Below are 20,679 nucleotides of genomic sequence, written 5' to 3'. Positions count from 1 at the left end.
ATGCTCCTCATGCCTCGCTGCTCGTGCCGGTGTCCGCCAGTCCCTCGGCGGCCAGGACCTCCGCCAGGACCTTGTCCTCGATGAGCGCCGCCAGCTCGGAGACGGTCCGGGCCGTCATGACCTCCCGCGGCGACAGGGAGATCCCGAACGCCCTGCGGACGCTTGCCATCACGCCCAGGCTCCGGATGGAGTCCCCGCCCAGGCCGATGAAGTCGTCGTCCGGGCCGACCTGCGCCACCCCCAGGACGTCCGACCAGATGCCCGCCAGGGCCTGCTCGGTGGGCGTCAGCAGCTCCTGCGGCTCCGGTGCCGCGGGCTCGGCGGGCCGTTCCGCGGGTCGGCCGAGCGCCGCCCGGTCGACCTTGCCGTTGGGGGTGAGGGGCAGTGCCGGGAGGACTGCGAAGCCCGCCGGGACCATGTGCTCGGGCAGCAGCCCGGCCAGGAAGCGGCGCAGCTCGGCCGCGTCCGGCGCGTCCGGGCCGCCTGTGGTCACCACGTGCCCACCGAGCACCCCGTCGGCGACCGTGGCAGCGGCCGCGGCGACGCCCGGGTGGCGGGTCAGCGCACTCTCCACCTCGCCGAGTTCGATCCGGAAGCCCCGCACCTTCACCTGGTCGTCGGCCCTGCCCAGGTACTCGATCACGCCGTCGGCGCGGCGCCGGGCCAGGTCGCCGGTGCGGTAGAGCCGTCCGCCGGGCGCACCGAACGGGGCGGCGACGAACCGCTCGGCGGTCAGCGCCGGACGGCCCCGGTAGCCGCGGGCCAGGCCGTCGCCGCCGAGGTACAGCTCGCCGGTGACGCCGTCGGGCACCGGGCGCAGCGTGCCGTCGAGCAGGTGGACCCGGGTGTTGCGGATCGGCCGGCCGATCGGGACGGCACCCGGGGCGAGCGGCTGCCCAGGCTCGGCCCGGTACACGATGCAGCCCACGGTCGCCTCGGTCGGCCCGTACTCGTTGATCACCGCGCTGCCGGGGTGCCGGGCCCGCCAGCCGGCGAGGCTCTCGCCGGGCAACTGCTCGCCGCCGACCACCAGGTCGGCCGAGCCGGCCGCCACGTCCGGCAGGCGCTCCAGCAGCGGGAGGTGGCTGGGCGTCGCCTTGACGAAGCCCACCGCGGTACCGGCGGCGGCCAGTTCGGCGAGCGCGTCCGGCTCCAGCGGGGACACCACGACCGTGCCGCCCTGGGTCAGCGGGGTCCACAGCGCGGTGACGGTGAGGTCGAAGGCGATCGAGGAGTGCAGCAGGGCCGAGGTGCGCAGACCCGGATACGCGTCGGCGGCGTGGGCCAGGTAGTGCGCCAGCGAGGCGTGCTCGACGACCACGCCCTTGGGGGTGCCGGTCGAACCGGAGGTGTAGAGCACGTACGCGGTGTCCGCCGGGGCGGGTCGGACGACCCCGGTGTGGTCGTCCGGGCCGGCCGGGCCGGCCGGGCCGGCCAGGCCCGCCAGGCCCGCCAGGCCCGCCAGGTCCACCAGGCCCGCCAGGTCCACCAGGTCGACCGGGCAGCCGGCCGGCGCCTCGCCGTCCACAGCCGCCGCGCCCTCGGCGTCCACCAGCAGCCGCACCGGACCGCACTCGGCGAGCAGGGCGCCGAGCCGCCGGGCCGGGTGCTGGAGGTCCAGCGGCACGTACCCGGCGCCGGCCTTCCACACCGCGAGCAGGGTCACCACCAGCAGCGCGGAGGGGCGCATGGCGACGGCCACCACGTCCTCGGTGCCGACCCCGGCGGCGCGCAGCCGGGCGGCCAGCGCGTCGGAGCGCGCGCCCAGGTCGGCGTAGTCGAGGCGGCCGTCGGGGCCGGTCAGCGCGAGCGCCGCGGGAGTGCGCCGGGCCTGGGCGGCGATCCGCTCCGGCACGGTGGTGCGGTCCACGGCGACCGCGGTGTCGTCGTGGCCGGTCAGGTGCCGCCGCAGCTCGTCCTCGGTCAGCCAGGGCAGGTCCACCAGCCGGGTCGGCGCCTCCCCCTCCGGCTCGGCCATGCCGCCCAGCAGCAGACCGAGCCGGTCGGCGAAGGTCCGCACCGTCCGCTCGTCGAACAGGGCGGGGTCGTAGGCGAACGAGAAGGTCAGCCGCTCGGTCGGGTAGACGCCCACCGCCACCGGATAGTTGGTGGTCTCGGCGTCGGCGCTCACGTCGCGCAGGGCGAGGCCACCGACGGTGAGCGCGGCGTCGTCCACCGGGTAGTTCTCGAAGACCAGCACGCTGTCGAAGAGCCTGGCCGGGGCGGCGATCCCGCTGCGGGCCTGGATCGCGGTGAGCGGCAGGTGCTCGTGGACGCGGGCCCGCACCTGCTCCTGCTGGAGCTCGCGCAGCCAGGGCCCGAGCTCGGCCTGCGGGTCCGCGAGGGCACGGACCGGCAGGGTGGCGATGAACAGCCCGACCATGTCCGGCGCGCCGTCGAGGTCGTTGGGGCGGCCGGAGACGGTCGCGCCGAAGCAGACGTCGCCCTGCCCGGACACCCGGGACAGCAGCAGCGCCCAGGCGCCCTGGACCACCGTGTTCACGGTGACCTGCCGGTCCCGCGCGGCGCGGTAGACCCGGGCGGACAGCTCGGCCGGCAGTTCCACCCGCAGCCGCGCGGAGGACCTGACCCGGTGCTCGCCGGTCGGCCTGCGGTCGAAGGGCAGCGGGGTGGCGGTGGTCAGGCTCGCCAGCCGCTCGGTGAAGTACCGCTGCGCCTCGTCGGCGTCCCGAGCGAGCTGCCAGGCCACGTAGTCGCGGAACGGCGGCCGCTCGACGGCGGCGGACGGCCGGCCGGCGCGCAGCGCCGCGTACTCGGCGAACAGGTCGGAGAGCACCTGGTAGAGGCTCCAGCCGTCCAGCAGCGCGTGGTGGAAGGTCCACAGCAGGTGGAGCGAGCCGCTGTCCAGCCTGGCCGCGGTGAGCCGGGTGAGCGGGCCGTCGGCCAGGTCCACGCCGAGCGCGCGGTCGGCGGCGAAGAGCCGCTCCAGCGCCTCGGCCCGTCCGGCCTCGTCCAGTCCGCTCCAGTCCAGCACGGTCAGCGGGGTGGGTACGGTCCGCAGCACCCGCTGGACGAACCCGCCGGCCCCGGTGTCGGCGACCGTGGTGCGCAGCACCGGGGTTCGGTCGACGGTGCTGCGCCAGGCGCGTTCCAGCAGGTCGACGCGGTCCACGCCGTCCAGCACGAAGGCGAACTGGGCGAAGTAGGCGTCCTGACCGCCAGTCTCGGCGGCGGCCTCCAACGAGTGAAAGAGCATGCCGGCCTGCATCGCGGTGAGCGGGTAGAGGTCCGCCACCGCTCGGCCGTCACCGGCCAGCCGGTCCACTGCGGCCTGGTCCAGCCGCAGCAGCGGGAAGTCCGAGGGGGTCCGGCCGCCGGCTCCGGGTTCGCCCGCGTGCGCGGCCAGCGCGCGCAGCGCGTCGGCGGTGGCCTCGGCGAGGCGCCGTACGGTGGCCTCCTCGTACACCTGGTCGGAGTACTGCCAGAGCAGCTCCAGGGCGCCGCCGTCGCCGAGGACGGCGATGACGTCGAGCAGGTGGGGACGGACCGACTCCGGGGACTGTCGCAGCCACATCCGCGGCCGGGTGCTCGCCTCGAACAGGCCTCCTTCGGGCAGTTCCTCGAAGCGGCCGAGGTAGTTGAAGCTCACCTCGGGCGCGCGGTCGCGCTCGGTGCGGTGGGCGGCCGCGTCGCGCAGCGCGCCGTGGCCGAGGCCACCGCCGGGGACGTCCCGCAGCCGCTGCTTGACGGACTTGAGCACGGCCGACCAGCCGGCGGCCGGGTCGGGCAGGTCGAGGGCGACGGGGTACACGGCGGTGAACCAGCCGACGGTGCGGGACAGGTCGGTGCCGTCCCGCTCGGCCCGGCCGTGGCCCTCCAGGTCCACCAGCACCTTCGGCAGGCCGGTCCAGGCGGCCAGCGCGGTGCCGAGCGCGCTCAGCAGGACGTCGTCCGGGCCGCCCTGGTAGCGGGCCGGGAGCTCCCGGAGCACCGCGTCCGTCTCGGCGGCGGTCAGCCGGACGGTCAGCGTGCGGGTCGAGGCCGCGGTGTTGGTGCCTGCCCGGTCGCGCGGCAGCCGGGGCGTCGCCGGGTCCGGCACGCCGTCCCAGTACGCCCGCTCGGGCTCGAACTCGCCGGCGGCGGTGCGGGTTTCGAGGTCGATCGCCCAGGCCCGGAACGAGGTGGTCTTGGCGCCCAGCCGTACCTCCCGGCCGACCGCGGCCTGCCGGTAGGCGTCGGTGAGGTCCTCCAGCAGGATGCGCCAGGAGACGCCGTCGACCACCAGGTGGTGGGCTGCCAGCACCAGCACGTCCGGCCGCTCGGTGTCGCCGCGCAGCAAGGTGGCGCCGAACAGCGGGCCCTCCACGAGGTCGAACTCCTCAGCCCGCTCGGCCACGTCGTCGATCCGGCGCTCCTGCTCGTCGACCGGCAGGCCGGCCAGGTCGACGACGTGCAGCAGGGGGCCGCCCGGGCCGGGCGCGTGGTGGCCGACGGTCCCGGTGAAGCGCAGCCGCAGCGCGTCGTGCTGCGCGAACAGGGCGCGCAGCGCCCGCTCCAGAGCCGCCTCGTCGACTCCGGGGGTCAGTTCGACCCGGACGGTCTGGTCGAAGTGCCCGGGCCGGGCCGGGTCGGTGCCGTGGAACCAGCGCTGGACCGGGGTGAGCGGCAGCTCGCCCTCGACCGGGCCCTGTTCGGCGGCGGGCGCCTCGTCCCGGGCCCAGACCGCCACGGCGGCCAGTGCGGCGACGGTCTGATGCCGCATCACGTCGCCGGAGCGCAGGAAGAGCCCCTCGGCGCGGGCCCGGGCGGCGACCCGCATGGTGAGAATGGAGTCCCCGCCCAGCTCGAAGAAGTTGTCCTCGACACCGACCTGTTCCACGCCGAGCAGCCGGGCCCAGGTCTTCGCGAGCAGCCACTCCTTCTCGTCGCGCGGCGCCAGGTAGGCCCGCCCGGCGTCGGCCTCGGGCACCGGCAGGGCGGCCCGGTCGAGCTTCCCGGCGGCGTTCAGCGGCAGCGCCGGCAGCGTGACGAAGGCGGACGGCACCAGGTACGAGGGCAGGCGCTCCGCCAGTGCGGCGCGCACCCCGGCGGTGTCCGGGCGCTGCTCGGCGTCCCGGGGCACCAGGTAGCCGACCAGGCGCTTGGAGCCCGCGCCGTCCGGCAGTGCCAGGACGGCGGCGTCGGCCAGCTCCGGCAACCGCAGCAGGGCGGCGACGATCTCCCCAGGCTCGATCCGGAAGCCGCGCACCTTGACCTGGTCGTCGGCCCGGCCGAGGAACTCCAGCACGCCCTCGGGCAGCATCCGGGCCAGGTCGCCGGTGCGGTAGAGCCGCTCGGCCGGGTCGAAGACCGCGGGGCCGAACCGCTCGGCGGTCAGCTCGGGCCGGCCGAGGTAGCCGATCGCCAGGCCGTCGCCGGCCAGGTACAGCTCGCCGGGCACGCCGTCCGCCACCGGCCGTCCGTCCTGGTCCAGCAGGTGGACCCGGGTGTTGGCCAGCGGGCGGCCGATGGGCACCGAGGCCCGCCCCAGGTCCCGCTCGGTGATCCGGTGGGTGGTGGCGAACACCATGGACTCCACCGGTCCGTAGCCGTTGACCAGGCGCAGCCCGGGGTGGCGGCGCAGCACCCGGCCGACGTGCTCGACCGAGACCGCCTCGCCGCCGGTCAGCACCTGGCGGAGCGTCCCGAAGATGCCCGGGTACTCCTCGACCATCACGTTGAACAGGCTGGAGGACAGCCACAGGGTGGTGATGCCGTGCCGCTCGACGAGCTCGGCGATCGCCTCCGGCTCGGGTGTGGGGGCCGGCTGGAGGACGCAGCGGGCGCCGTGCAGCAGCGCGCCGAACAGCTCCAGGGAGAACGCGTCCCAGGAGATCGGCGCCGACTGCAGAACCACCTCGTCCGGCCCGAACCGGGCGTAGTCGGTGCCGACGAAGGTGCGCACGGTGGCGCGGTGGGCCGCCAGCACGCCCTTGGGCCGACCGGTGGAGCCGGAGGTGAACATCACCGTCGCCGGGTCCTCGGCGCTGCCCGGGACGGCCGGGTCGGAGTCGTCCTCGGCGTCGGTGGCCGGGTCGGTGAGCGACAACAGGACCGGGTCGCCCGCGGCGGGCCAGGCCGCCCGGACGGTCGCCTCGGCGTCGGCCCCGACGAGTGCGACCGGCGCGGCCAGGTCCTCGATCATCAGCCGCAGCCGCTCGACCGGCAGGCCGGTGTCGAGCAGCGCGTAGGCGCCGCCGGCCTTGAGCACCGCCAGCAGCCCGACGACCATCCCGGGCGAGCGCCGGGCGCAGACCGGGACGAGCGTGCCGCGCCCGACCCCGGCGGCTGCCAGCCGGCGGGCCAGCCGGTTGGCCCGGGTGTTGAGCTCGCCGTAGCGGACGACGGTCTCCTCGTGCACCAGGGCGACGGCATCCGGGCGAAGCCGGGCGACGTACTCGAACAGCTCGTGGACCCGGGCCTCGCGCGGGTAGGTGACCTCGGTGTCGTGCCAGTCGGCCCGGGCCCGCCGGGCCCCGGCGTCCTCCGCGCCGACCAGGGCGAGCTCCCCGGCGGGCGCGCCGGCGTCGGCGACGGCCGACCGGAGCAGGCCGAGCAGGTGGTCCGCCAGCCGGGCGACCGTGGCAGCGGTGAACAGGTCGGTGCTGTACTCGATGCCGGCGCCGAGCGTGTCGCCGTGGTTCCAGAACTCGAAGAGCAAGTCGAACCGCGAGGAGGATCGCGGGAGTTCGGCCTCGGCCAGGTCGAGACCGGCGGCCGCCGCCCCGGGGCGCAGCAGCGGTTCCTGGTAGGTGACGGCGGTCTGCACCAGCGGCATCCGGCCCGGTTCGCGGAGCGGCCGCAGCGCCTCGACCAGCCGGTCGAACGGCACCTCGCCGTGCTCGACCGCGACCAGGGTGGACTCCCTTACGGCGTCGACGAGTTCACCGAACGGCCGGGCGGGGTCGAGCGCGGTGCGCAGCGGCACCAGGTTGGCGAAGAAGCCCTGGGTGTCGTCGTCCACGCCGTCGCGGCGGCAGGCGGTGGCGATGCCGAGCGCGAAGTCGCGCTGGCCGCTGTGCCGGGCCAGCAGGACGTGCACGGCGGCGGTCAGCGTCATGAAGACGGTGGCCCGACGGGCTCGGGACAGGGCGCGCAGCCCGGCGGCCAGCTCGGCCGGGACACGGAACCGGTGCAGGGCGCCGGCGCCGGTGCGGGCCGCCGAGCGCGGCCGGTCAGCGGGCAGGTCGAGCGGCGGCAGGTCGGCGAGCCGCTCGCGCCAGTACGCGATGTCGGCGTCCCAGACGCCGGCCCGGGCCCGTTCGCGCTGGTCGGCGGCGTGGCGGGCGAACTGGTCGGGCGCCGGGGCCACCGGGCCGAGCGGCCCGCGCACGGCCCGGCCGTAGAGCTCGAAGAGCTCCCGGAGCAGGGCGCGGGTGGACCAGCCGTCGGTGACGATGTGGTGCTGGTCCAGCACCAGCATGTGCCGCTGCCCGGGCAGATGGATCAGCAGGGCGCGCAGCAGCGGCCCGGCCACCAGGTCGAACGGACGGGCCGTCGCCTCGGCGAGCAGTCGCTCGTGCTCGTCCGCCGCCTTCCCGGCCGACAGCGCGGTGAGGTCGACCACGTCGAGCGCGGGCTCGCCGGGCTCGTGCACCACCTGCACGCCGCCGTGCTCGCCGGCCCGGAAGGTGGTGCGGAGCACCTCGTGCCGGGCGAGCACCGCGCCCAAGGCGGCGCGCAGCGCCTCGTCGTCCAGTTCGCCGGCCAGCTCGATGCCGACCGCGGCGCCGTACCCGGCCAGGGCCGGGGCGGCGTCGTGCAGGAACCAGAGGCTCTCCTGGGCGAAGGACATCGGCACGGTGCCGCCTCGGCCACGCGGCGCGCCGTCGCGCGCGACGGCCCCGACCGGGGCGGGGCTGTGCCCGGCCGGTCCGACCAGGGCGGCGACCGCGCCCGCGGTCGGCGCGGCGAACAGCTCGCGCAGGCTCGGAGCGGTGCCGAACTCCGCCTTCAGCCGGGCCAGGACGCGGGCGCCCAGCAGCGAGTCGCCGCCGAGGTCGAAGAAGTCGTCGGTGGTCCCGACACCGGTGGTGCCGAGGGCCTCCTCCCAGATCCGGACCACGGCCTCCTCGACCGGGCCGTCCGCCGGCACGTAGGCGACCCCGCGGCCGGTCCAGTCCGGCGCGGGCAGTTCGGCGCGGTCCACCTTTCCGGAGGGGTTGAGCGGGAAGTGCCCGACCGGGACCACCGCGGAGGGCAGCAGGTGCTCGGGCAGGGTGCGGCGCAGGTGGGCGGCGAGCTCGGCCCGGGTGGGCGCGGCCAGGCCCGCCTCCGCGCGAACGTGGACGACCAGTCGACGGTGGCCGCGCTCGTCCTCGGGTGCTCCGGCGGCGGCCTCGGCGACGGCCGGGTGGGTCAGCACGGCGGCCTCGACCTCGCCCAGCTCGACCCGGAAGCCCCGGATCTTGACCTGGTCGTCGGTCCGGCCGCGGTAGCGCAGCACGCCGTCCGCGGTCCACTCGGCGAGGTCGCCGGTGCGGTAGAGCCGGCCGCCGGCCGGTCCGTACGGGTCGGCGACGAAGCGCTCGGCGGTCAGCCCGGGGCGGTCCAGGTAGCCGAGCGCCAGCCCGTCCCCGGCCACGTACAGCTCGCCGACGGCGCCGGGGGCGACCGGCCGCAGCCGCTCGTCGAGGACGTGCACCCGGGTGCCGGCCACCGGGCGTCCGATGTCGGGGGCGGTGCCGTCCCCGGGGATCGGGTCGCTCATGGTGGCGCAGACGGTGGACTCGGTCGGCCCGTACCCGTTGACCATCAACCGGCCGGGCGCCCAACGGGCCGCGACCGCGGCGGGGCAGGCCTCGCCGGCCGTGACGACGGTGACGCCGGCCGGGACCGCCCCGTCCGGCAGGGTGGCGAGCACCGCCGGCGGCAGGGTGACGTGGGTGATCCGCAGTTCGGCCAGCAGGTCGGCGAAGGCCGGACCGGGTACCAGCCGCGCGGCGTCGGCCAGGACCAGCGTGCCGCCGGTGAGCAGCGCCATGGAGAGTTCGAACACCGAGGCGTCGAAACTGGGGCTGGCGAACTGCAGCACCCGGGAACCGGGGCCGGCCGCCAGTTGGGCGACGTGCTGGGCGGTGAGGGCGGCGAGGCCGTGGTGGGGCACGGCCACGCCCTTGGGGCGCCCGGTGGATCCGGAGGTGTAGATGACGTACGCGGCGTCCAGTGGGTGTCCCGGCACGACCTTCCCGGCCACGGCCGGGTCGGTGTCCGGGCAGCCCGCCAGCGCCTCGGCGACGGCCGGGTCGGCGAGGTCCAGCACGGTCGGCGGGCCGTCGACGGCCCGGACCGAACCGGCGCCGTTGGTGAGCAGCAGCCGCGGCGAGGCGTCGGCGAGGACGTAGGCGACCCGCTCGGCCGGGTAGGCCGGGTCGACCGGCAGGTAGGCGGCGCCGGCCTTGGTGGTGGCGATGGCCGCCAGCACGAGATCCGCGCCGCGGGCCATGCCGAGCGCCACGATGCTGCCGGGGCCGACGCCCCGGTCGATCAGCAGGTGCGCCAGCCGGTTGGTCCGGCTATCCAGCTCGGCGTACGAGAGGGTGCCGGCCCCGGACACCAGGGCGGGCGCCCTCGGGGCCCGCTCGACCTGCCGGCGCAGCAGCTCGGGCAGGGTGGCGGCGGCGGGCGCCGGCGGTCCCGCGTGCCACCCTGCCGCCTCCGCCGACGCCGGGTCGGTGCCATTGATGAGCCGTGCGTCCGAGGAAGCCGCCTCGTGCGACATGGTTGCGTCTCCTGCCCTTCGGTCTGCTCTGCCCGTTCAGCCGCCCGGCCGTCCGGTCCGACGACGGCTTCGGACTCCCGCGGGTCGCGGGAGTCCGGAACACGCTGGTTACTGCCGTGTGCCGCCGCTCACCACCGGACCGCCAGGCGCCCGCCGACCTGCACGCGGTCGATCCGCCCGGTGCCCGGGTCCCGGTGGAAGCGGCCGGTGTAGCCGGTCCGCTCGGTGGTCAGCTCGACGACCGAGAACGCCAGGTCCGACCGGACGGCGAGCCGGGCGAACGGTCGGCCTCCCTGGTCGAGCCGCAGGCCGTCCGGGTCATGGCCCAGGCGGTACTCGGTGGCGCCGTTGCGGTAGGTCCCCGCGCAGTCGGCGAGGAGGTGGTCGGGGGCCGGCGGCGCGTCGCCGCGCAGCCGGGTGAACGGGTGACTGCCGACCTCGATCCCGGCCTCGCCCAGTTCGGCCAGCAGGTCGTCCCAGAGCGCGAGTCCGGTGCCCGCGTTGGTGGTCAGCGCGACGACCGTGCTCTCCTGCGGGTCGACCCGCAGGTGGCAGGAGGTGCCGTCGCCGGTGCCGTCGTGACCGACCCAGGTCCGGCCGTCCGGGGCCAGGTAGTGCGCGAGGCCAAGGCCCCAAGCGTCGGCCAGGCCGAACGCGTCAGTGTTCGGCTCGATCCGGCGCATCGCCTCGGTGACCCGGGGCGGCGGCAGCAGCGGCCCTCGCGGGCGCACCGGTTCGTCCGCGAGCAGGGTGCCGAACCGCAGCAGGTCCGCGGCGGCGAGCGCGAGCGCGCCGGCCGGCGCCTCCACCGGCGGCAGCAGCTGGGCCACCGGGCGGGCGGTACCGTACGCCGGCTGCGCGGCGTGCCCGGGGACGTGCCCGGCGGCGGCGCCCGAGCCGGTGACGAAGGCCGCGCGGATGCCGAGCGGACGCAGCACGACCGAGGTGACGGCCTCCTCCCACGGCATGCCGAGGGCCAGTTCGGCGACCCGGCCGGCCGCCACCAGCCCGACGTTGGAGTAGGAGAAGGCCGTACCCGGCGGGCAGACCACGGTCGCCGCGGCCTCCCTGAGGTACTGGTCGCGGTCGGCCGGCGGCTGCTCGGCGGGGTGGCTCCCGGGCAGTCCGCCGGTGTGGGTGAGCAAGTGCCGCAGCGTCAGTTCGCTCCCGAGCGCCCCGGGCAGCGCCGCGAACTCGCGGAACTGCTCGCCGAGCGGGGCGTCCGGGTCCGCCTCGCCCTCGTCCGCCAGGGTCGCCAGCAGCGCGGCGGTGAACGACTTGGTGAGCGAGCCGACCGGGAACCGGGACTCCGCGATGACCGGCCGGCCGCTGTCGTGGCGCTCCTCCCCGGCCACCACCACCGAGGTCACGCCCCGGTGCAGGAGGGCGAGTTGGGCCCCGGGGACGGTGTGCTGGCGGATCAGTCGGTGCAGCAGCCGGCCGAGCCCGCCGGCGCTGGCCGGGTCGACGCTCCAGATGGGGGGTGCCGAGGTGGTCGTCATGGTGTCGGGGTCACTCCAGCTCGAAGACGACGGAGGCGGCGGGCGACTCGATCCGCTGCTCGCCGGCCAGCTTCCAGCCGGTCTCCTCGAAGACCCCGTACCACTCGTCCAGGGTGGGCATGTACTGCCCCATCAGGTCGTGGGCGGACTCGAAGCCGAGGTTGAACAGCGGGATCCCGCGGTCCGGGTAGCCGACCGTGCGGGTGGTGTCGCCCAGCAGGAAGCGGCGCACGTTGGGGAACCGCTCGCGCAGGGTGCGCATCGACTTGACGGCGTTCTCGCGGGGCCAGAAGTCGTGACCCATCATGAAGCAGGTGAGCAGCTCGACCTCCGCGAAGACGGAGTGCGGGGCCAGGTCGCGAGCGTCCGCCTGGAGAGCGGTGATGCGGTCGGACAGGCCGGCCCTGGCCACCTCACGGGTGGTCATCTCGACGGCCGGGAGGCCGATGTCGAGGCCGAGCCCACGGGTGCCCGGGTAGCGGTTGGCGATCTGGATGAGCCGCTCGCCGCTGCCGCAGCCGAGGTCGGCGGCGACCTTGAAGTCGAACGGCAGCCGATCCATCGCGGCCCAGAACGCCGGGTCGAACGAGAACGAGGACAGCTCGCGGCAGGCGTAGCCGATGGCCGCGCCGTCGCGGTGGTAGAAGGAGCCGACCCGGTTCTCTTTTCGGAGCACCGAGGGCATTTCGGTATAAAGGCCGGAGCAGCCCCGACTGAGCCAGTGGAAGTACGACCGGTAGGTGTTCACCTCGTCGAAGATCGGGCCGGGGCTGACGGTGCCGCCATCGCGGGTGACGACCCCGACCGAGGCGAGCGCCTGGAACATCCCGCGGGACGCGACCGGGTCCAGCCCTAGCTTTTCCGCCAGTTCCTCCGCATCCAGAGAGGAGGCGCCGTTCAGCTCGTCGAGCGCGCCCACCTCCCAGGCTGCGGCAATTGCCCAGGATGCGACCGCCGAGTTGTAGATGTCGGCCGATGTCAGTTTTGCTCCGGGTATCGCCACTTCAGTGATCGACATGGATGCCTCCTGTTCGGTTTCCGGCAGGTGACATCAGTTTCGACCGGAACCAACAGCAGGCTCCAGCTCCTTAAGCAGGGCACGATAACCACAGGTCAGCGCGATATATCGGTCCGCCACAGACATTCGGCGAAGCGAAGCCAAAGGGTCCGTTTCCCGATTTAAGGCCTGGCTTAACGAGCTTGTCAGCACGCCGAACCGATTCCCAGCATGAGCGGTGCCAGTGCAGGCCCCACACCAGTTCAGGGAGAGACGAATGGGCAACCCGTTCGAGAATGCCGACGGGACCTTCCGGGTTTTGGTCAACCAAGCGAACCAGCACAGCCTATGGCCGGATTTCCTCGACGTTCCAGACGGTTGGTCGTCGACGTATGGACCGGACTCCAGGGAGGACTGCCTGAATTACATCGAGAGCAACTGGAACGATCTCCGCCCACGCCCCATCGCGTCCTGACCGGAAACCCTCAGGGCGCACCGATGCGAAAGAAAGGAAAGCGGTGTCCACGCTGCGGTTGCACGATGAAGAGCGCGACGAGATCGCGGTTCTCGCCGATGAATTCCTGGAGTCCCTGAACGGCGACCAGGACCCCTCGCGAATGTCCGCGGCCGCCACCGGCGCCGCCCAGCGGCTGCCGGAGCGGCTGCGGACCTTCCTCGCCGCGACCCGCACCGGCGGGGAGGCCATCACCGTGGTCTCCAACCTTCCGGTCCGGGCCGACCTGGAGCCCACCCCGCTCGGCTGGGAGCCGGCCGCCAAGCTCGGCGCGGGCTGGCACGAGGAGGGCGTGCTGGCCCTGGTCGGCGCCGGACTCGCCGAGCCGTTCGGCTGGACCAGCCAGCAAGCCGGCCGGCTGGTCCACGACGTCTGCCCCACCCCCGAGGACGACAACTCGCTGACCAGCGCCAGCAGCACCAGGGAGCTCAACTTCCACACCGAGGACGTCTTCCACCCCTGCCGCAGCGACTACGTGGCCCTGCTGTGCCTGCGCAACCCCACCCAGGTGGGCACCACCTACGTCCGCGCCGAGGCACTCGACCTGCCTCAGGACGTCCGCGAGGTGCTGTTCCAGGAGCGCTTCCTGTTCCTCCCGGACGACTCCCACAACCTCGGCTCGCTGCCCGACAGCGCCGGCGACGGCTCGCAGCTCGGCGCCGTGCTGTTCGGCCCCCCGAACGCCCCCTACCTGCGCTTCGACATCGACTTCATGCGCCCGCTGCCCGGCGACGACGCAGCCGCCGAAGCCGTAAGGACCGTCCAGGCCGTCCTCGGCGAGCACGTGGAGCGGATCTCGCTCGCCCCCGGCGACCTGGTCTTCATCGACAACTTCCGGGTGGTGCACGGCCGGGAGTCCTTCCGCTGCCGCTTCGACGGCACCGACCGCTGGCTCAAGCGGGTCAATCTCACCCGCGACGCCCGGCGAATCAGCGCCGTCACCGGAAAGCGGACCGTACTGATCTGAGGCCGGAGCCGACGGCCCGCGACAACCGCTTCCGAACACCCCTTCCCCGCCCGCCCGGCACGGCCTTCACCGGCCCGTGCCGGGCGGGCGCTCTTTCCCCGGGGAATTCGTATAGTGAACCCCCGGTCCACCCCCGTCCGTTCACCCGTGCCGCCCCGGCCGAAAGAACGAGAGCACGTCCTCGGCCGAAGGAACGAGACACCCCGCCGATCTCTCCCGAAAGGCGGATGTCGCCGCCCCGGCCCCGCCGGGAGCATGACGGGTATGAAAATGTCGACCGCCAAGCTGGCCTGGGTGGCCCCGATCTCCGCACTGGCCATCGCGCTCACGGGCTGCGGTGTGAGCGACGACCTGGACGCCCAACCCCGCAACGATTCCAAGGACTTCGGCTTCCAGGGCACGCACCTCACCGTGGACACCGACAAGGATGTGACCTTGGTGCCCGCCGACGGCACCGCCCTCAGGGCCGACCGCAGGCTCGCCGGCCAGGCCGCGAAGGACGGCAACGCCGCCTGGACGCTGGAGGGCGAGACCCTCAAGCTGTCCGGCAAGTGCAGCGGCATCGTCCTCAACTGCAAGGCCCAGTACACCGTGCACGTCCCCAAGGGCGTGGCCGTGACCGTCCAGGGCAGCGGATCGGCCGGCATCACCGCCAAGGGCATCGACGGCAAGCTCGACGTGAAGACCGAGCAGGGCTCGGTGGACCTCGACGGCCTCGCCGCGCCGCTCACCGTCCGCACCGACAAGGGCAAGGTCGACGCGAGCGGCCTCTCCTGCGCCGACGTGGACGTCGCCAACGAGAACGGCAGCGTGAAGCTGACCTTCGTCAAGGCGCCCGACAGGGTCAAGGCCGAGTCCGACACCGGCAGCATCACCGTGCGGGTCCCCGAGGACGGCACCCGCTACCACGTCGAGGCCAAGGCCGGCTCGTCCAACCCCCACGTGGACGTCGGCGAGGACCCGAACTCCGCCCACGCCATCACCGTCACCTCCAAGGTCGGCGTCGTCCGCGTCAACACGAAAGACTGAGCGATGGAACTCCAGATCACCGATCTGACCAAGGAGTACCGCGGCGGCAAGCGCGCGGTGGACTCCTTCTCGCTGACCCTGCGCCCCGGCGTGCTCGGCCTGCTCGGCTCCAACGGCGCCGGCAAGTCCAGCCTGATGCGGATCCTGGCCACCGTCACCAAGCCGACCTCCGGCCAGGTGTTCTGGAACGGCACCGACATCGCCGAGAACCCCGGCCCGCTGCGCCGCACCATCGGCTACCTGCCACAGGACTTCGGCGTCTACCCGCAGCTGACCGCCCGCGAGTTCCTCTCCTACCTGGCCTCGGCCAAGGGGCTGCAGGGCCGTTCCGCGAACGCCCGGATCGTCGAACTGCTCGACCTGGTCAACCTCTCCGGAGCCGCCAAGCAGCGGCTCGGTTCGATGTCCGGCGGCATGCGCCAGCGGGTCGGCATCGCCCAGGCGCTGCTCAACGACCCCCAGCTGCTGATCGTCGACGAGCCGACCGTCGGCCTCGACCCGGAGGAGCGGATGCGGTTCAGCAACCTGCTCACCGGCCTCGGCTCCGAGCGGATCGTGATCCTCTCCACCCACATCGTCTCCGACGTGGCGGCCACCGCCGACCGGATCGCCGTCATGGGCAAGGGCCGGCTGATCCACCACGGCACCCCGGAGGAGCTCCTGCGGCTCGCCGAGGGCTCGGTCTGGGAGCTCACCATGGCCTCCGACCAGATCCCGGCCCTGCGCTCGCGGTTCGTCCTCGGCGGCACCACCCGCACCCCGCAGGGCGTCCGCGCCCGGGTGATCTCCCCGCACGCGCCCGCCCAGCACGCCGAGCCGGTCCCGCCGGGGCTCGACGACGCCTACCTGCTGCTGACCTCCGCCCCGGCTCCGGCCGTCCCGCGGGCGGTGGTGCGCTGATGGCGGGCACCGTCGCCGCGCTCGCCCTCGCCGACTTCCGGGAGCGCCGCCGCCGTCCCGCCTACCTGGTGGTCCTGCTCGGCACGCTCGCCCTGGGCCTGCTGGCCGCCCCGGTCGGCTCCTCGACCTGGCAGGTCTTCCAGATCAGCGGCTACCGGGGCCTGTACACCAGCGGCTACGTCGGCACCGTCACCGCGCTCGGCGGCGCCGTCTGGTTGGCGCTGGCCGGCTTCAACATCACCCGCGGCACCGTCCCCAAGGACGAGCGCAACGGCGTCGGCCAGATCCTCGCGGCCACGCCGATGACCCGGCCCTCGTACCTGTTCGGCAAGTTCTGCAGCAACTTGCTGGTGCTCGGCTCGATGCTGCTCGCCCTCGCGGTGACCGCGTTCGGCGTGCAGCTGGTCAAGGGCGAGTCGTACCACGTCGACGTCGTGCGCCTGCTGCTGCCCTTCGTCCTGATCACGCTCCCGCTGCTGGCCCTCGTCGCGGCCTGCGCGGTGCTCTTCGACACCCTGCCGGGCCTGCGCGGCGGCATCGGCGCGCTGATCTGGTTCGTGGTCTGGCTGGTCGGCATCATGGCCTCGCAGGCCTCCGGCGCGTACGACCTGCTGAGCATGGAACGGATCAGCGAGTCGATGCGCCAGGCGATCTCGGCGGCCGGGCACCCGGCCGAGGCGGTGCGCTTCGGCGTCGGCCTCACCTCCGACGACAAGACCCCGGTCACCTTCGACTGGCAGGGCCTCGGTCTCGGCGATCCGGGCGGCGGCCTGCTGGCCAACGCCGCGCTGCTGGTGGCCGGTTCGCTGGTGGCCGCGCTGCTGTCGGTGCTCTGGTTCCGCCGCTTCGACCCGTCCACCGCCATCGCCGCGGTCGGCGCGCTGGTCCCGGGCGCCAAGGGCGCGGCCGACCGGACCGGTGCCGAGCACGCCGACCGCGCCGAGGAGCCGGCCGCCGGCGCGGGCGCCTCCTTCGGCCTCGACCCGGCCCTGTTGACGGCGCCCCGGATGGGCTCGTCCTTCCTGCCCACACTGGCCGGCGAGGTGCGCGTCCTACTCCAGGGCATGCGCTGGTGGTGGCTGGGCACGCTGGCCCTGGCCGTGCTCGCCGCGTCCGTCCCGAGCGGGAACGTCCTCCACCCGGTGCTGCCGCTCACCGTGCTCTGGCCGGTGCTCATCTGGTCCCGGATGGGCAACCACGCCGGCGCCGGGAGCCTCGACGACCTGCTCGCCGCCTGCCCGGCCGCAGGCCGCCGGCTGCTGGCGGGCCTGCTCGCCGGGATCGCCGTGGCGCTGGCCGTCACCGCGGTGCCGATCGTCCGGCTGATCGCCTCCGGCGACACCGGCGCGGCGGTCGCCGCCCTGGTCGGCGCCCTGGTGGTGCCCGCCCTGGCGATGCTCTGCGGGATCGTCAGCCGCGGTCCCCGGCTGTTCCAGGCGCTCTACCCGCTGCTCTGGTACGCGATGTTCAACCGCATCCCGGAGGTCGACTTCCTCGGCGTGGCGGAGGGCAAGGGCCCGGGCACGGCCGCGGTGGCCGCCGCCGCGGTGCTACTGGCCGCCCTGGCTCTCGGCGTGGACTCCGTACGGCGCGCCAACCGCTGAACCACCGCCCTCCGGGGCAGACCCGGCCGGCCCCGGCGCCAGTGCCTAGGCCCGAGCGGCGCCCGGCACCCCGTCCGGGCGCCGCTCCGACCGTCCCCGTCCAGCCGACCGCCCCGCCTGCCCCGCTCGCCCGCGACCTTCCGGCCTCCCGTTCCCTGATCGACCGTCCGACTCCACCGACCCGAAAGGCCGGCCCGTGCGGCTCCCCAGCCTCCGAGACCTCCTCGCCCACCCGGCCCCGGACCAGGCGTCCCCGGCGACGCCGGTGTCCACCCTGCCGCGCGCCGCCCGGGCCGCCCTGGCGGTCGGGTTCGGCGTGCTGTGGCTGCTGGACCTGGCAATGAGTCTGGACACCGCCGGACCGCTGCTGCCGCTCGCCGGGCTGGTCCCAGCCGCCCTGGTGCTGTTCGGCCCGCGCGGCCGACCCGAACTACGCGCCGGGGCGGCCGCGCTCTGGTCGCTGGTCTGGTCCGCCGTGGGCTTCGTCCGCGGCACCGAGCAGGACTCCCCCGGGCTGATGGAGCTGCTCGCGCTCAGCCTCCTGCTGATCACCACCGCCCGGCACGTCCGCGCCCGCGCCGCCGTCCTCGGCACCTGCGCCGCCCTGGTGGTCGCCCTGCTGGGGCTCGCCGCACGGATCTCCCGCAGCGCCTCCGGGACGGTGCTGACCGTCGTGCTGCTGGCCGTCGTCGCCGGCGTCGCGATCGCCCTCGGCTGCTACCTGCGCGCGGCCGACACTCGTCGGCTCCGGGCCGTGGAACAGGTTCGCCGCGACGAACTGATCGACCTCGCCAACGACCTCAACGACTTCGTCGCCCACCACGTCACCGGCATCATCGTGCTGGCTCAGGCCGGCCGGGCGATCTGGCAGACCGCGCCGCAGGAAGTCGTCCCGATCTTCGACGACATCGAGCAGGCCGGCAGCGAATCCCTGGAGTCGATGCGGCAGTTGGTCGCCATGCTGCGCGAGGGCACCGACCTGGCCGCCGCCTCGCCGCTCTCGGGGCAGGGCATCGCGCACATACCCGTCATGGTGGAGTCCTTCCGCCGGGGCGGCGCCTCGGTGGACCTGCAACTGGACGAGGCCGCGCTCACCGCCCGGCTCGCCCCCGAGATCGTCACCACCGCGCACCGGGTGATCACCGAGGGCCTGAGCAACGTGCGCCGGCACGCCCCGGACGCCACCGGGGTCACCGTACGGATAGGCCTCGGCCCGTCCACCCTGGAGGCCACCGTGCGCAACGGACCGCCGCGCGGGGGAACGGCCCGCAAGGGTCTGCGTGTCCCCCACCTCGGACAGCAGGACCTCGGCCTCCTCGGGCTCCAGGAGCGCGTCCGGGCGGTCGGAGGAACGCTCACCGAGCGCCCGGACGATGCGGGAGGATGGGAGCTGACGGCCCTGCTCCCCGTGAGGAACACGGACCCCAGCACTCGGAGGATGCCGGCATGACCATCAAGGTGCTCATCGCGGACGACCAGGACATGGTCCGCACCGGCTTCCGGCTGATCCTCGACAGCCAGCCCGACATCGAGGTGCTCGGCGAGGCCGCCGACGGCGCCACCTGTGTCGAACTCGCCCGCCGGCTGAGGCCCGACGTCTGCCTGGTCGACATCAGCATGCCCCGGCTGAACGGCCTGCAGGTCACCCGGCTGCTGGCCGGCCCCGGGGTGAGCGACCCGCTGCGGGTGGTCGTGGTCACCACCTTCGACCTGGACGAGTACGTCTACGGCGCGCTGCGCGGCGGCGCCCAGGGCTTCCTGCTCAAGGACAGCGGATCGACCCTGCTGATCGAGGCGGTCCGCGCGGTCGCCGCCGGCGACGCGATGGTCTCCCCCGCCGTCACCGTGCGGCTGCTCAAGCGGCTCTCCGCCGCCGGGCCCGGGGCGGCCCAGGCCGCCGCGACGACGCTCTCCCCGACCGTCCTGACCGACCGGGAACTGGACGTGGCCCGGCTGGTCGCCCGCGGCCGCACCAACCAGGAGATCGGCGAGACGCTGGCCATCTCCCTCTCCACCGTCAAGTCCCATCTGGCCAGCGTCCAGACGAAGTTGAAGGTGCGCAACCGGGTCGAGATCGCCGCCTGGGCCTGGGAGGGCGGCACCATGCAGCGGGGCGAGGAATAGGGACGACACCCAGCTGGAACACACCCTGTTCGCCGCACCCCACCGCCCCCGCCCTCCCTGTCACCGAGTGCGACCCCTGGCCCGATCCTGCGGATCTCCCGAACGGGGGATACCCCGGCGCGCCGGTGAACGGCGATGATTGCCCCCAGTCGAATGAGGGGGAACTTCGGCCGAACGTCCGCATGGCCAAGTTCTCTTCGGGGGAAGGGGAACACGTTCGTGAGCCGCATCGTCTTTTCGATGGAGGACCTCGTCCGCGTCCGGGTCGCCGGACCACCGACGGCCGAGGCCGAGGCGGCGTTCGCCTTGGACAACTGGTCGAAGAACTCGGGTGGTTACTTCCGAAGATGGCATCAGACGGTCACCAACAGCGTGCGGAGCCGAGAAGAGCTCCAGCGTCTGATGCACCGCTTCGACCTTTCCGGACGGACCATCTGGGATCTGCTCGGCGCTCCGCCGCCGCAGGTGGACGATCCGTCCGACCCGCTACCGCGGCTTCCGACACGAACCACCGGCGAGGACCTCTCCTCCGGACCGGACGGCCTGGTCCAGGAGTTCGGCGCGATCGCCGTCCTCCCGTACTGGCAGGCCATCCACACCCGGCTGGTCCGCGACACCGACGCCTACCGGCAGATCATGAGCGCCTCCGGAGTGGAGACGCTGCTCCAGGCCCTGCACCCGCGCGTCCACTGGCGGGCACCGGTTCTGGAGGTCGAGGACGACCGGGACGAGACCATCGAGCTCAACGGCCGCGGCCTGCTCATCACGCCGTCGCTGTTCCTGACCGCGCCCGCCGTGGTCCCACCGCACGCCACCGTGGTCAAGGCCGAACCGGCCCCGGCCCTGGTCTTCCCGATACGCCCGGACTACCGCGGGGACGCCGTACTCGGCACCCGCGAGGCCGAGCGGCCGCTCGACTCCGCCCAGGGCGAGGCCCTCGCCAGCCTCGTCGGCAAGACCCGGGCCGCCCTGCTGGAGGCCCTGCTCAACGGCAGCACCAACGGCGAACTCGCCGACCGCGTCGGCGTCTCCAACGCCGCTGTCAGCCAGCACACCTCGGTCCTGCGGGCGGCCGGCCTGATCGCCACCCGTCGCACCCGCAACCTCGTCCTGCACACCGTGACGCCCCTGGGCCGTTCCCTGCTGAACGGCGGCACCCGTCTCCTGGCCCACCCCCCGGGCACGGCGCCGCACCGGAACGCGCCCCACGGCCGGTCCGTCCTGGCCGGCCGGTAGCCCTCGGCCCACCGCCGGGGCCGCGGCCCCACCGCGGCCCCGGCCCCGCGTTCGCCAGACGTTTTCGGGCCTCTCTTAATCGCCT

At 74.2% G+C, this 20,679-nt stretch carries 11 protein-coding genes; 8 read left to right on the top strand and 3 right to left on the bottom strand.

The features are described from left to right. Window positions 1-7: 7 nt before the first annotated feature. The 3 genes from ABT015_RS23350 to ABT015_RS23340 form a co-directional block, all read right to left on the bottom strand. Window positions 8-9,721, bottom strand: a complete 9,714-nt coding sequence (locus ABT015_RS23350) for a non-ribosomal peptide synthetase (RefSeq protein ID WP_350882061.1) — start codon at window positions 9,719-9,721, stop codon at window positions 8-10. A gap of 128 nt (window positions 9,722-9,849) precedes the next feature. Then, window positions 9,850-11,223 (bottom strand): serine hydrolase domain-containing protein, encoded by a 1,374-nt coding sequence (locus ABT015_RS23345; RefSeq protein ID WP_350882058.1) that lies wholly within the window; start codon window positions 11,221-11,223, stop codon window positions 9,850-9,852. Window positions 11,224-11,233: 10 nt separating this feature from the next. Beyond that, a complete protein-coding gene (locus ABT015_RS23340) occupies window positions 11,234-12,241 on the bottom strand; it encodes an SAM-dependent methyltransferase (RefSeq protein ID WP_350882055.1) in 1,008 nt (335 codons plus the stop codon). A gap of 256 nt (window positions 12,242-12,497) precedes the next feature. Here ABT015_RS23340 and ABT015_RS23335 point away from each other — a divergent pair, with 256 nt between their 5' ends. The 8 genes from ABT015_RS23335 to ABT015_RS23300 all read left to right on the top strand — a co-directional run bounded on the left by ABT015_RS23335 (window position 12,498) and on the right by ABT015_RS23300 (window position 20,594). Continuing rightward, a complete protein-coding gene (locus ABT015_RS23335) occupies window positions 12,498-12,695 on the top strand; it encodes an MbtH family protein (RefSeq protein WP_350882053.1) in 198 nt (65 codons plus the stop codon). A 43-nt stretch (window positions 12,696-12,738) separates the two neighbouring features. Then, the gene (locus ABT015_RS23330; protein WP_350882051.1) at window positions 12,739-13,701 is read left to right on the top strand and encodes a TauD/TfdA family dioxygenase; all 963 of its coding nucleotides are present in this window, start codon (window positions 12,739-12,741) and stop codon (window positions 13,699-13,701) included. 264 nt (window positions 13,702-13,965) lie between these two features. Then, entirely contained in the window at window positions 13,966-14,730 is a 765-nt protein-coding gene (locus tag ABT015_RS23325) for a DUF4097 family beta strand repeat-containing protein (protein WP_350882049.1), read from the top strand. A gap of 3 nt (window positions 14,731-14,733) precedes the next feature. Continuing rightward, window positions 14,734-15,630, top strand: a complete 897-nt coding sequence (locus ABT015_RS23320; RefSeq protein WP_350882047.1) for an ABC transporter ATP-binding protein — start codon at window positions 14,734-14,736, stop codon at window positions 15,628-15,630. Then, window positions 15,630-17,234 carry an ABC transporter permease gene (locus ABT015_RS23315; protein ID WP_350882045.1) on the top strand — a complete coding sequence of 535 codons (1,605 nt, stop codon included), beginning with the start codon at window positions 15,630-15,632 and terminating at the stop codon, window positions 17,232-17,234. Before ABT015_RS23320 ends, ABT015_RS23315 begins: the two co-directional genes overlap by 1 nt. A gap of 196 nt (window positions 17,235-17,430) precedes the next feature. Next, the gene (locus ABT015_RS23310) at window positions 17,431-18,684 is read left to right on the top strand and encodes a sensor histidine kinase (RefSeq protein WP_350882043.1); all 1,254 of its coding nucleotides are present in this window, start codon (window positions 17,431-17,433) and stop codon (window positions 18,682-18,684) included. Continuing rightward, on the top strand, window positions 18,681-19,358 hold the full coding sequence (locus ABT015_RS23305; RefSeq protein ID WP_350882041.1) for a response regulator: 678 nt from the start codon (window positions 18,681-18,683) through the stop codon (window positions 19,356-19,358). Before ABT015_RS23310 ends, ABT015_RS23305 begins: the two co-directional genes overlap by 4 nt. 240 nt (window positions 19,359-19,598) lie before the next feature. After that, entirely contained in the window at window positions 19,599-20,594 is a 996-nt protein-coding gene (locus ABT015_RS23300) for an ArsR/SmtB family transcription factor (protein ID WP_350882039.1), read from the top strand. The last annotated feature ends 85 nt before the right edge of the window (window positions 20,595-20,679 follow it).

Origin of the sequence: Kitasatospora sp. NPDC094016 (genome assembly GCF_040304045.1) — a bacterium.
Lineage (GTDB): Bacteria > Actinomycetota > Actinomycetes > Streptomycetales > Streptomycetaceae > Kitasatospora.
This window is presented reverse-complemented; position numbering and strand designations above follow the sequence as displayed.